Below are 12,797 nucleotides of genomic sequence, written 5' to 3'. Positions count from 1 at the left end.
CAGGAACGTTCGCCAGCGGCTCCGGCGCCGGCTGAGCCACCGCATGCTCTGCCGTGTCTGTCGCGTCCACGTGCGGCGCGACTTCCCGTACTGCCTGCACTGCGGCACCCCGCGCCGGGGTGCCGCACCGACGTCGTACGCCGCGCCTCAGCTGCGCGGCCTGGACGACCCCACCCTGCTCGTCTCGCTGACCGGCCCGGTCACCACACTGGGCCGGGGCGAGGACAACGACATGGTCCTGTCCGACACCAGCGTCTCGCGCCGCCACGCCCGCATCGTCCGCACTGCTGAGGGCTTCCGGATCGAGGACCTGGACTCCTTCAACGGCACCACCGTCGGCGGCGTCGACCTGCACGGCGGCGCGGCCGGGCTTGCCGACGGCACCGAGCTGTCCGTGGGCGACGTACGCCTGGTGTTCGAGCAGCCCCGCGACACCCGGATCGGCTCGCGCACGATGGTCGTCGGCACCGAGCTGACCCATCTGCCCACCGCCGGACAGGCGGGGCAGGAGGAGGCCCCCGAGGCAAACGGCCCTCTCACCGCGTGCCCCCGCCGCCGTTCCGGCTGGGCCCTCAAACAGATCCCCACCGAACGGGGCGCACCCCGCTGGGTGCTCAGCAGCACCCGCACCGGCCGTTATCTGGAACTGGACGAGCGCCAGGTTTTCCTCTGGCACGCCGTCGACGGTGACAACACCGTACGGGACCTGCTGTTCGCCTACGCCGACCGCTACGGCGAACTCGCCCTGCCCCGCATCGAGTCCACGCTGGCCGCGTTCGCGGAAGCCGGACTGCTGCGCGGCCTGCCCGGCCGGCCGGAGGAGGAGCGGCCGAAGGGCTGGCGGCGCGCGGCGAGTGCCGTGTACCGGGCGCTGCTCAAGCTGGAGCTGTCCGTCCCGGGCCTCGACCGACTGGTGACCCGGCTCTACCGGGCCTTCGGCTGGCGGCTGTTCACCCGGACCGGGGTGCTGCTCGCCTGGCTGTCGGTCGCCGGCGGCCTCGTAGCGTTCTTCGCCGCTCAGGGCCGGCACCACCTGCTGGACTTCGGCGGAGCGGGCGTGTGGGGCCCGGTCCTGCTGGCCGCCGGATACGTGACCGCGCTGCTGGTCCACGAGCTGACGCACGCGCTGGCCGTGAAGTCGTACGGCCGCAAGGTCCGGCGCGGCGGGTTCCTGCTGATGATGGGCATGCCGTTCGCGTTCGTGGACACCAGCGACATGTGGTTCGGCTCCCGCTGGTCACGGGTCGTGGTGGCCCTGTCCGGGCCGCTGTCCACGGCGGCGCTGGCCGGCTGGTGCGCCACGGGCGCGGCCCTGCTGCCCTCGGGACCCGTCTCGGCCATCCTCTACCACCTGGCCTTCGGCCTCTACCTGAACACCCTCTACAACTTCAACCCACTGATGCCGCTGGACGGTTACCAGGCGCTGACCGACGCCCTGCGGGTACCACGGCTGCGCGAGGAGGCGAGCGCCTACTTCCGCACGGGCCTGTGGCGAGACCTGCGCGCGGGCAACCGGCCCGGCCCCCGCCAGGCGGGCATGGCCGCCTACGGCCTCGCGGTCGTCGTGGGCACCTACGGCTTCCTCGCCCTCGCCCTGCTGGCCTGGCGCTCCCGGATCGGCGACCTGCTCGAGGGCCGGCTGGCCGAGCCGTGGACCACGGTGATCGAGGCGGCCGTGGTCGCCCTGGTCGCCTTCCCGGTGTGGGCCGCGCCCGTGCGCTGGCTGCTGCGCCGGGCACGGCGCCGGCGGGACGCGAAGGACGTACCGCAGGGCGCCGGGCTCCCCGCGCCGGTGGAGGGGACGGCATGACCCAGGACACGCACGCCGACGGCGGCTGGGCCGTACCCGGCTACGAGGCCGTCCGCGCGCTCGGCGAGGGAGCAGGCGGCCGGGTCGTCCTCGCCCGGCACACCGCGACCGGCGTGCCCGTCGCCATCAAGTACCTGAGCGAGCGCCTGCGCGCGGACCGCGAGTTCCTGGCCCGTTTCCGGGCCGAGGCCCGGCTGCTCGGCGAGCTGCGGCACCCGTGTGTGGTGCGGCTGTACGAGTACGTCGAGGCACGCGCCGGTGCCGCGATCGTGATGGAGGCGGTGGACGGCGTCAGCCTGCGCCACCTGCTGCGTCGACACGGGGCGACCGGCCCCGAGGCCGCGCTCGTCCTGCTCAAGGGCTCCCTGCTCGGGCTGGGCGCGGCCCACACGGCCGGGGTGGTGCACCGCGACTACAAGCCGGAGAACGTCCTGGTCCGCGCCGACGGCACCAGCGCGCTCGCCGACTTCGGCATCGCGGTGCGCAGCGGCCGGGAGACCGAGGCCGCGGGCACGCCCGCTTATATGGCGCCGGAGCAGTGGAACGGCGAGCCCGCCGGCCCGGCGGCCGACGTCTACGCGGCGTCCGTGGTGTTCTTCGAGTGTCTGACCGGCCGGCGGCCGTTCCCCGGCGACGACGTGACCGCGCTGCGCCTGCAGCACCTGCGCGCCCCGGCCCCGCTGGACGACGTACCCGCGCCGGTGCGTGTGCTGCTGCGCGCGGGCCTGGCCAAGGACCCCGCGGACCGGCCCGACGTCGAGACGTTCCTCGCCGACCTGGAACGGTCCGCCATCGAAGGCTATGGCGCCGGCTGGGAGGAGCGCGGCCGTCGCAGACTGGCCGAACTCGCCGCGCTGCTCGCCCTGTTGTTCCCGTTCACCCCGACCGCCGTGCTCGACGGCTCAGCCAGTGCGCTGACCCTGCTGGGCCGACTGAAACGAGGGGGCTGGAAGGCGGCGACCGGTGGAGTGGCCGCGCTGGTGGTCATCACGGGCGGAGCGACGTACGTGACGGGCCGCCCGCACGATACGTCGACGACGGTGGCTAGTTCGACCCCGTCATCCCCGTCACCGGTCGACTCGCCCACCAAGCCGGGCGCTTCACCTTCCGCGTCCACCTCGCCGACCGTCGCCCCGCCCACGGCCGACGCACCGCCCTCCGTCACGCCCTCGGACAGCCCGTCGCCCTCGCCGACCCCGTCCACGGAGACGACCGCACCGGCCGAGCCGCCGGCCACCGCGTCCCCGAGCGTGGCCACCCCCGGCACGGTCACCCTCACGATCGGCTCCTGGCAGCGCGGACAGAAACCGGGCACGCTCATCGCGGCGGTGTCGGTCGTGACGACGGGCACCGGTCCGCTGACCGTCACCGCGAACTACTACGTCGACACACCCGCCGACCCGTACGGCTCCCGATCCCAGCCCCTGTCTGGGAGTACGCGGTACGACGTGACCTTCGAGGCCGATTTCTCCAACCACCCGTGCCGGGGCACCTGGGACGTCACGCTCAGCAGCGACCCGGCGGCAGCGAACGGTCCCCAGACGGCCTCCCTGGACGCACCGCCGTGCTGACCATGCTCCCGAGGGGCTCGAGAGCCACCCCCTGCCGCGACGAGAACGGATCGACATGACGACAGCCACCACAGTGGCCGGCCGCCCCCTGTCCGGCTGGTCAAGGCACACGCGCCACGGCACCTGGCATGCCCTGCTCCCCGCCCGGTCCGGCGAGCCCACCCTCGGCGCGCTGCGCATCGACCGCGCTCTGCTGGAGCCCGAAGGCACGCGCGAGCGCCTGGCGGCGGCGGTGCTCACCACGGCGAAGCTCAGGCTGCCCGGCCTGCTCGGTACGGTCGACCTCGTGGCGGAGGCCGGTGAGGTGTGGCTGCTGACGGCCCGGCCACCGGCCCCCACGCTGGCCGACGTCCTGTCGTCGGCCAACGGCCCTCGCCCGGACGCGGGCAGCGTGGCCAGCATCCTCAACGAGACCGCCCAGACCCTCCTCGCCCTGCACACAGCAGGCTTGACCCACGGCTCACTCGGCCCCGACACCGTCGTGATGACCCCGGACGGGGTCGCCCTGCTGGCCGAGGCGGAGCTGGGCACCGTGCTGGGCGACGTGGCGGCAGTACGGGTGTCGGGCGACACGCCGCACGCCGGCGGCCAGGCAGTCGGCACCGCTGCCTGGGCCGCCCTGGCCCGCACCCTCGGCGCCGCCTGGACGCAGCCCGGAACCCCCGCGGCGGACCTGGTCGCCCGCTGCTCTGCCACCGCCGAGTCGGAGGGGCTGGCGGCGGCCCGGGCCGCCCTGGTGGGCGGGCGCGGGGCGCTGCCGGCGGACTTCCTGCGCCGCACGGCGCTGCGTGCGGCGACTGCCGCGTCGACCCCGGAGTTCGCGTCGCCGAAGGGACCGGCGCCGTACGTTGCAGTGCCACCCGATCGCCCGACTCCACCGACGAACCGTCACCCGGCGCCGGCTGACTCCGCTCCCTGCCCCACCGACCCCGAACACCCTGCTACCGCGCCCGACCGCGCGTCCCACCCTTCAGCCACCGCCGACCAACTGGCCACGGCGGCCCGCGACCACAGCGCCGCGCCGCCCGACCCGCGAGTTCCCCTGCCCGCCCCAGGACCTCACCCACCAGCCGTCGCCGACCAGCTCACCACGGTCGGCCGCGCTCGCCGTCCCACCGCCCCGGACACCCAGGCGACCGTCCTCGGCAAGCGCAACCGTGCCACCTCGCCTCCGGTGGCGGCAGGGGAGGACTGCGGCGAGATCCTGCTCCGGTTCGGGCCCGGGGTTCCCTCGGAGGATCAGGACGCCCTGCGTGCACGATGGCGGACCGAGGCAGCAGCAGCCACCTCCCCACGCTCGCGCCGCAGACGCCGGGGCTGGATCGTCACCACCGCCGTCGTCGCGATCGCCGCCGTCCTGCTCTGGCTGCTGCTGCGCCCGGCCCCCACTCCCGCGGTCGTCGCCGTGCGGGTCCAGGCCCCCGCCGGGCCGTTGCACTGCGATCAGACGGCCGACCTGGTCGGCGTCGTCACCACCGACGGGCACGGCGGCCCTGTCACATACCGGTGGCTGCGCGCCGACGGCCAGGACTCGGGCGAGCTGGTCCGCACCGCCCACCGCGGTGAGCGCCGGGTCAGGGTGCACCTGCGCTGGACGGTCCGCGGTTCGGGTCGCTTCCGGGGGACCGCCCGCCTGAGGATCTCGCACCAGTCGGCCCCGATGGAGGCGCAGGCGAGCTTCACCTACGAGTGTCCTTGAGAGCCACCGCCCCGGCGACGTCCGGCCCCGCCACCGGCAACGGACCGCCCGGGTTGTCACCGGGCGGGGACTCTGCCGTCGGGACAGGGGCTTTCGGCGGGGTGAGGCGCGTCGCATCGGAGCGGGCGAGGGTTGCTATGCAACGAGTTGCATAGCAGGATCGGCGGTATGGCGCTCGAGCACGCGATTCTGGTGTCGCTTTTGGAGAAGCCGGGATCCGGCTACGAGTTGGCACGGCGTTTCGAGCGGTCCATCGGCTACTTCTGGACCGCGACCCACCAACAGATCTATCGCGTGCTCAAGCGCATGGAGAACGACGGTTGGGTCGACGTCAGGGACATCCCGCAGCAGGGCCGGCCGGACAAGAAGGAATACAGCGTCGCCGACCTCGGCCGGGCGGCGCTGTCGTCCTGGTTGCACGATTCGATCGAGCCGGAGAGTGTCCGCCACGACCTGGCCGTGAAGATCCGGGGCGCCGCCTTCGACGACCCTACCGCCCTGATCCGCGAGGTGGAGCGGCACCGGCAGGCGCACCGGGACCGGCTGGCGCACTATCTGGCAGGAGAGGCGCGGGACTTCACGGGGACCGAGGCGAACGCGGCCGGTCCGCAGGCACCGCTCGAAGCGGAGCGGGAGCTCCAGCACGTCGTACTGCGCGGCGGCATCGCGTACGAGCGGATGATGATTGGCGGTGCCGTGCTAGCTCCCGTGCTGACTTGGTGCTGACTACGCAGCGTTGAGGGTCGACAAGGGCCCCAGATCGGGCTTCGCAGCGTCGGGTTGGACTGCGAGGCGGGCAATTTGCCGACCGTGGATCACGCGTGGACCGGGCTGGCGTGTCAGTGGCCTTCGTGCGGCGAGTGGTCATGCTTCGCCGGCGGAATGAAGTACCCAGCAGGTTCTTCGTCTGATGGTGGTACAACGGCAGCGCATCGTTTGACCAGCGCAAACAGTGCTGCTCTCGGCTTTGGTGGCATCGCTGGCCCGGGAATGCTCCGGGCCCGCTCCGACGAAGGACGCCCGAGTGGCATAGATCGTTGGGAATGGCGTCGCTGCCGGTAACCGACATGCGTTCCGTGTCTCACGTGTTTCCGGGAGGCGCGGGGTGACCGGCCGAAGGTCTTCTTCCAGGCCGCGATGGCGTCGTGCTTCTCGGAGTGGGCGAGCACCAGCACACCGCCACTGTCGACGATGCCGCTGCCGTCGGCGGCCGGACCACTGCCACACCGGCACGCGCGCGACAGGCTGTACGCGCCCGGGCGCCGCGTATGGCGTCGGACCTGGTGGTGAACCTGCGCGGCGGGATGTACTACCTGAAGGCGCCGCTGCGCCTGTCGGAGGCCGCGGGGGACTCCGGCCGGGGCGGCCACCGGGTGATCCACCAGGCGTACGGCTACGGGGACACCGCGACAGGAGCGGGTGACGATCAGTGGCGGCCATCAGATCTCCGAGTGGCGGCCGCACCAACGGATCAGGGGGTTCTGGCGCGCGGACATGGGCGGGCTCGGGACCCAACACGGTCTACGACCACGTCGCTTCCATCGGCGGTTGCAGCGAGGAAGGGGGTGACCGCCCTGTCCAGGACGTGCGCTACCGCGGCAACTTCTGGGACGACGCCGTGTCCGAATGGCTCGAACGACGGTGGGACGACTGCCGGTCCTCCGCTCCCGGTCCCGCCCGCCGGGAGCGCCGCCTCGGCGCCCCAGGATGCATCCGCACAGCCATTCGGCAATCTCGGTGTTCGGCCGAAATCGCAAGATATTACGTTTATGATCGAACCGGCGGTCCCGCAGCGGAAGGGTGTTCGATGGACGTTAAAATCGTGCAGGTGAAAATTCACCCTGCCATTGGTGTCGCCCGGGTCGGCAACAGCAAGGAAACACCCTTCATCGGCCCGGAATCACCGGACCAGAAACCGGAGGACCTCGGCTCGTACAAGGATGGATCCGGGGCGATCCGAAGGCAGGCCGCACGTTTCCGGGTGTACGGCTACAACGCCGCAGGGGAGGTCGTGCGGGAGCTGAAGCCGGGCGACGCGGGTGTTTCCGAGATCCAGTGGACAGTGCACCTGGCCAACAAGAAGGCCGCCTGGTACCAGTTCCATGTGCCGCTCGACATCCCCGAGGGCAAGGCGCTCGCGCCGGAGCAATACGGCCGACGAAACGCCGACGTCGTGGGCGTCGACCGGAAGAAGCTGGTCATCGACCCCGGAAGCCGCACCGTTCGTGGCTCGATGACCGAGACGCAGAAATTCGATTCCGGCAAGATCATGGACAAGGCGGTGTACCTCGGGGAGATTTCCACCCATTCCGACGGCCGCCTGCTGGTGCTCGGCGGAAGGGGAAACTCCGCCTCCTACAAGAACAGCCCGATCACCGGAGTCACGAACAACGACACCTGGTACGACGATGTGTCCGACGGCCCGGTGACGGCGAAGGTCCGTATCGACGGCACAGAGCTGACCGCCACCCCCGCCTGGGTCGTGGTGGGACCCCCCCACTACGCCCCCGGCGTGAAATCCGTCCGTACCCTCTACGACCTGCTTTTCGATGTCTTCGTCAAGGCCGGTTCGCTGACCCGCCCGCCGCAGATTTCGTTTGCCGACCATATTGAACCGATACTGCGCCGGTTGTGTGATCTGCAGTGGGTGAACCATGGTTTCGCCACGCAGTTCGGCTGGAACGGTCCCAACTTCTTCCTCTCCCCGGCGATGCGGAAGCGGCTGGCCGATCCTTCCCAGCGGAACCGGGAACTGCGCCGTCAGACGTACGTCGCCCTGCGCGACTACGACCGCGACGGAACGTCCCCGGTGCCGTGGCCGTGGCTCTACGGCGACGCCATGGCCAGCAAGCCCAAGTCCGTGCGTCAGCACAGCAAACTGTCCCCGACCCAGGACTGGATGCTGAGTCGTTGGGCCGACGGCGCCTTCCAGGCCGGACCGCTGCGGCAGCCCCGACCGAACGTGGACAGCGCCCCGGTCGCCGAGCAGCCGGGGCTGCTGGACCGGGCCGCCCTGGAGAGCTGTGCGGCCGACGCGTTCCACCCCGGGTGCGAAGTCACCTGGCCCATCAGGACCCCGAGCATGTTCAGCGCGCCCTTCCGCATCAAGCACCGAGCCCCGAACACCGCGGAACCCGACTACGGGCCCACCCTCACCCCGCAGGAAGCGACGGCCGCGAACGGCCCGCTGTTCGCGCAAGGGCCCGGCGACCTCACCCGCTGGATGGCCGCCCCATGGCAGGCGGACACCGCGAGCTGCCGCTCCGGCTACGAGGTGCTGGCCAATCTCGGGCCCCGCTACAGCCCGTACCTGCCGACCTTCTGGCCTGCCCAGGTGCCGAACCATGTGCTGAAGCTTGAGGACTTCGAGAAGGTCAACACGCCGTCGGCCGACGGCGACGACAGTGCCCGCGAGGAGGCGTTCGAGCGGCGGGCGACCTGGCTGCGCGGCCTCACCGGCACCATGAACGAGCAGCGCGCACAGATGATCAAGGACTGGTCGAAGCTCGGCGTCATCGAGGTGCGCGACTACACCGTGGGCGACGGCAAGTTCCCCGAACGGATCCACGTGGAGTCGCGCCCGGGAGCACCGCTCGACCGGGCACCGGACACGGCTAACCTGGTCAACCTGCAGGTGCCCGAGGCAGGTCCGTCCGTGCTGGCCGCCGCAGGCGGAATCTGGCCGGCGGACAGGCTCGCGCCCGAAACCGTCGAGGCCGACCATGTGGCACAGGCGGTCAGCGAGGCAGCGGAGGCGACCGGCTACCTCGAGGAGGAGATCGCCGCCGGATACCTCGAAAGACTCGACCCCTTCCACGAGGAGCGGTGAGCCCCGCACTGGCTCCGGGCGCGGAAACCTACGACGTGGTGGTGGCGGGCGGCGGCCCGGCCGGCTGTGCCGCCGCGATCGCACTCGCCGGGGCCGGCCGTACGGTTCTGCTGGCGGACGCCGGCACCGGGCCGCCGAAGGTCGGCGAGACACTCGTGCCCGCCGGGCGGGTCCTGCTCGGTGACCTCGGCGTCGCTGACCGTGTTCTCGGGTCCGGGCACTTGCCCTGCTACGGCAGTCTTTCGGCGTGGGGTTCGGCCGACTTGCACGCCGTGGACTTCATCAACGATCCGCATGGCCACGGCTGGCATCTCGACCGGCGGCTCTTCGACCGGCGTCTGCGCGACGCCTCCCGCGCGGCGGGAGCCGAGGTCGCCGAGGGGACGGCCGTACGCGGCACGGCCCGGAGGCCGGACGGCGGTTGGACTCTGGCTCTGCGCGGCGGGACCGGCCGTGCCGGTGCTCCTGGGGCGGGTGGGGAGCGCACGGTGTGCTGCCGCTGGGTGATCGACGCCACCGGCCGCGCTGCCGCGATCGCCGTCCGGTGCGGGGCCCGGCGGTGGGTCCGGGACCGGCTCGCAGCCCTTTACGCGCACCTGGAGACGGACCCGCGGGACACCGACCGCCGCTCCCTCGTCGAATCAGACAAGGACGGCTGGTGGTACACCGCCCCACAGCCCTCCGGCGGGCGCCTCGTCGCCTACTTCACCGACACCGACCTGCCTGCCGCCCCGTACACCGCGCGCCACTTTCACCGACGGTTGTCGGCCACCAGGCACGTGTCCCGGTGGACCCACAGGCACGGGCCCCCGCCTGCGCCACCAGCCGCGCCACGCCGGGCCGCCGCGCACACAGCGCACCTGGACCGGGTGTACGGGGACAGCTGGACCGCCGCCGGGGACGCGGCGATCGCCTTCGACCCGCTCTCCTCCCAGGGCGTCCTCACGGCCCTCTACACCGGGATGAGCGCGGGCCTGGCCGTCGACGCCCACCTGAGTCGTGTGCATCGCGGCGCGGAATCCGGCCTCGCCGCCTATGCGCACAAGGTCGAGGCCGCGCGGACTGCGTACCTGCGGGGCCACCGTCTCGTCCACGCCCAGGAAGCCCGCTGGATCCACCGCACCTTCTGGGCACGGCGCCTGGCCGACTTGCCCAAATCCCCCTTCTGAACGCAGTCGGAGCACCCGGTGACGGCCCGCCCACCGATCGATGTGGTGCCCGGACATCTAAGTTCCGACTCGGATCGCCCCACCGGGACGCAGGCGTCCTCGTCGGGGGACGTCCGGCGGAGCCATCGCCCGTCCACGGTGTGCTTCCATCCGGCGTCGGAGAGCGGCTGGGTGGCTGTGGTGACCTTCTTCTCGTCAACCGGGGCGCCGATGTCGGTGTCCCAGCCGTAGCCGTCGGCGAGGTGGGTGAGCAGTAGGCGGCTACGGTCCAGGCGGTCTCGTGGGCGGGAGCTTCGTGGACGCGTTCGATGCACAGGTTCCGCGACTTGTGGATCGGCATCGCGGTCGCGGTCCTTGCGGTGGAGGTATCTAGGAATTGCGCAGCAGAGTCACCACGTACAGCAAAACATCGATGCGGACAGGGGCACCAGGAAGAAGAACCGGACGGAATACCGGAAGTTTTACCGGAACAAACCAGGAGCGCGGACCCCATGCTCCTGGTCACGCGCCACCGACCGCGATCAGACTGCGGGATCCCTGTGCATATTTCGGTCGGAACGCGCAAATCAACGGGTGACCACGGCTGAAGAACCGAATTTGACGCCAGGATTCGGCGCAGGGTAAGACTCCTGACGATTCGAGGGATTGACGTTGAGGGGCAGTTATGTGGTTGCTATTCGTGCTATTGCCGCTAGCCGGCCTGCTGGCCGTCGATATCGGCGCCTTCTTGTGGTGGGCACGCCGGAGTCAGCTGCTGAACAGCGGCGTGCCCACGACCGGCGAGGTCGTGCGGATCAACATCACGGTGACCCATCACGTCGACACGGCCACGCGGTTGAGCTCCTCCTCCACCACGATTCGCCCGGTGGTGCGCTTCACCACGCAGACCGGTGAGCTGATCACCGCCTCACCGATGCGCAGCGCGGTCGACAAACTCCTGATCCCCGGCGATCCGGTCAAGATCCGCTACAGCGCGGGGAACCCGATGCGCTGCGTGGTGGACCAACGGGGCGCCAAGCAGGGCACCGTGCCCATGCTGGCGGGCCTGGTCTTCTTGAACATCTTCCTGATCGGCTTCGCCTCCATGGGCGGGCGCATCGCCGGGGAGTTGCAGAGCGATGACCAGCCGCCTACACCACCGCCCATCGCCCGGGGGCTCGGCCAGCCGGCCGGTTCCGGGACCGGAAGCCGGACGACGTCCCCCACACCGCTCCCCGCCGCGACGGCCACCGGCGCGTGGTCCGCCGCCGACGGCGCCCTGACCGTGACCGTCGTCAAGGTCGTCAACGCCGGCGGGAACGTCAGTCTGACGTTCAGCGTGCACGACGGCGCCGCCGCATCGGTGACCCTGCCGATCTTTTCCAACTTCACCGCCACCGATGGTCAAGGCAACTCCTACACGGCACAACCGCTCGCACCGATCAGCGTGCCGGCCGGCGGCACCGTCTCCGAGACGCTGACGCTGGATCAGACCGTCCCGACATCGGCGCGGAGCCTGAAGGTCGCATGGGCCCATGTCTTCTCCCAAGATCTGGCACTGAACGGCTCGATCACCGTCACGGGAGTTCCGCTGCCACATCACTCAGATTGAACGTACGTCCAGCAGACCGAGGCACCGGGCGAGAAAGGAGGTCTGGTGCACCGGATGCCGGCTCGGCGCAGCCGGTCTGGGCACCGGCGATCTCACCTGTTCTGGTCCCGGGTGTGGATGTCGACGTCATCACGGTTGATCTGGTCCCGCTCACGCGCGTCGGTCACTCGGTACACGAGCGACCACGTCGTCTCGCAGCTGACAGGCGCGGGTCACAGTCCTACCCCAGGGCCACATGGCAGTCGGCATCACCACCAAGGGCCTTCGGCCGAATGGGCGATGGACGCCATCGGACCGAGCCACAAGATCAACAACAAGCGGCTTTTGGGCCTACCACGATCCCCCAGAGGGCCCTTGGGGTAATCACGGGCTCCGGTCGGGGCGAGGCGGCCGGGACGGCAATGCCCTTACAGCGACTCGGGATTGGGACAGCGCTGCACGCGGTTGCCGGTTCTCCACGGTCAACTGGTGGCGGCGTCTCTTGCAGGATGCGGTCCATGGTCGTGCGGATGGGGTCGCGTTCGTCGGGTGCGGGGCTCAAGCGGTTCCGTCCTGGAGAGTGATGCGGGTGCGGTGGTGGGCGTCGGCGAGGTCGTGCAGGCGTTCGGCGTTGCCGTGTAGCCGCTCGCCGAGCGGGCCAGGGACGTGGGCTGCCCGCTGATCGAGTGCGGTGGCGCGGTGCTGGAGGCCAGCGGCGTGCTGATCGGGTCGGGCGATGTTCGTGCGGGTGGGGACGGACTGGTCGAGGCTGGGGGGCCTTGTGGGGGAGTTCTGCGAACGGCTGGCGGAGCCCACACGGACGCTGTCCCGGCCATGCCCGACACCGTCCGGAGTGATGACGGTCGTGGAAGGCATCCTGTGGGGCTTGGGAGCCGGGTTCCTTCACCAGTGGCACTCTTCGGGTTCTCCACGAGGAGGGGGCTGCTCGACACCTCACCAGCAGAACATCGACACGGACACGAGTACCGGGAAGAAGCAGGGGACGGACTACCGGATGATCCACCGGAGCGGAACGGGAGTGTGAGCCAGAAGCGCACACCTCCGGCGACGTCCGGTTCCAGGCTCCCCGGCGACCGTTACATCCAGCCTCTGGGCAAGCCGACTGGGGGTGTGGCGGGAAGCCGGCTC

General features: G+C 70.9%; 8 protein-coding genes. 7 read left to right on the top strand and 1 reads right to left on the bottom strand.

Annotation, left to right across the window (positions count from 1 at the left end; genetic code table 11):
- Window positions 1-43 precede the first annotated feature (43 nt).
- From ACFY0P_RS26105 to ACFY0P_RS26075, 7 genes are all read left to right on the top strand, one after another.
- A complete protein-coding gene (locus tag ACFY0P_RS26105) occupies window positions 44-1,810 on the top strand; it encodes an FHA domain-containing protein (protein WP_388917650.1) in 1,767 nt (588 codons plus the stop codon).
- The gene (locus ACFY0P_RS26100) at window positions 1,807-3,381 is read left to right on the top strand and encodes a serine/threonine-protein kinase (protein WP_388917648.1); all 1,575 of its coding nucleotides are present in this window, start codon (window positions 1,807-1,809) and stop codon (window positions 3,379-3,381) included. The genes ACFY0P_RS26105 and ACFY0P_RS26100 overlap by 4 nt, the downstream gene beginning before the upstream one ends.
- Window positions 3,382-3,436: 55 nt before the next feature.
- Window positions 3,437-5,080 (top strand): hypothetical protein, encoded by a 1,644-nt coding sequence (locus ACFY0P_RS26095; protein ID WP_388917645.1) that lies wholly within the window; start codon window positions 3,437-3,439, stop codon window positions 5,078-5,080.
- Between the two features lie 168 nt (window positions 5,081-5,248).
- Window positions 5,249-5,806, top strand: coding sequence for a PadR family transcriptional regulator (locus ACFY0P_RS26090; protein ID WP_388917642.1), 558 nt, complete (start codon window positions 5,249-5,251; stop codon window positions 5,804-5,806).
- Between the two features lie 1,081 nt (window positions 5,807-6,887).
- On the top strand, window positions 6,888-8,909 hold the full coding sequence (locus tag ACFY0P_RS26085; protein WP_388918178.1) for a LodA/GoxA family CTQ-dependent oxidase: 2,022 nt from the start codon (window positions 6,888-6,890) through the stop codon (window positions 8,907-8,909).
- Window positions 8,906-10,078 carry an NAD(P)/FAD-dependent oxidoreductase gene (locus tag ACFY0P_RS26080; protein ID WP_388917639.1) on the top strand — a complete coding sequence of 391 codons (1,173 nt, stop codon included), beginning with the start codon at window positions 8,906-8,908 and terminating at the stop codon, window positions 10,076-10,078. The genes ACFY0P_RS26085 and ACFY0P_RS26080 overlap by 4 nt, the downstream gene beginning before the upstream one ends.
- A gap of 664 nt (window positions 10,079-10,742) precedes the next feature.
- Window positions 10,743-11,669, top strand: a complete 927-nt coding sequence (locus tag ACFY0P_RS26075) for a DUF3592 domain-containing protein (protein WP_388917636.1) — start codon at window positions 10,743-10,745, stop codon at window positions 11,667-11,669.
- Window positions 11,670-12,206: 537 nt separating this feature from the next.
- Here the strand turns inward: ACFY0P_RS26075 and ACFY0P_RS26070 are convergent.
- Window positions 12,207-12,524: a hypothetical protein gene (locus tag ACFY0P_RS26070; RefSeq protein ID WP_388917633.1), complete on the bottom strand. Its 318-nt coding sequence runs from the start codon at window positions 12,522-12,524 to the stop codon at window positions 12,207-12,209.
- Between the last annotated feature and the right edge of the window lie 273 nt (window positions 12,525-12,797).

Origin of the sequence: Streptomyces sp. NPDC001714 (assembly GCF_042892755.1) — a bacterium.
Classification (GTDB): domain Bacteria; phylum Actinomycetota; class Actinomycetes; order Streptomycetales; family Streptomycetaceae; genus Streptomyces.
The sequence above is the reverse complement of the archived record's forward strand: the minus strand, read 5'-3'. Positions and strand labels throughout refer to the sequence as shown.

Coding starts and splice junctions, on each gene's coding strand:
- ACFY0P_RS26105 (WP_388917650.1), top strand. CDS start 44: ATGCTCTGCCGTGTCTGTCGCGTCCACGTGCGGCGCGACTTCCCGTAC.
- ACFY0P_RS26100 (WP_388917648.1), top strand. CDS start 1,807: ATGACCCAGGACACGCACGCCGACGGCGGCTGGGCCGTACCCGGCTAC.
- ACFY0P_RS26095 (WP_388917645.1), top strand. CDS start 3,437: ATGACGACAGCCACCACAGTGGCCGGCCGCCCCCTGTCCGGCTGGTCA.
- ACFY0P_RS26090 (WP_388917642.1), top strand. CDS start 5,249: ATGGCGCTCGAGCACGCGATTCTGGTGTCGCTTTTGGAGAAGCCGGGA.
- ACFY0P_RS26085 (WP_388918178.1), top strand. CDS start 6,888: ATGGACGTTAAAATCGTGCAGGTGAAAATTCACCCTGCCATTGGTGTC.
- ACFY0P_RS26075 (WP_388917636.1), top strand. CDS start 10,743: ATGTGGTTGCTATTCGTGCTATTGCCGCTAGCCGGCCTGCTGGCCGTC.
- ACFY0P_RS26070 (WP_388917633.1), bottom strand. CDS start 12,524: ATGCCTTCCACGACCGTCATCACTCCGGACGGTGTCGGGCATGGCCGG.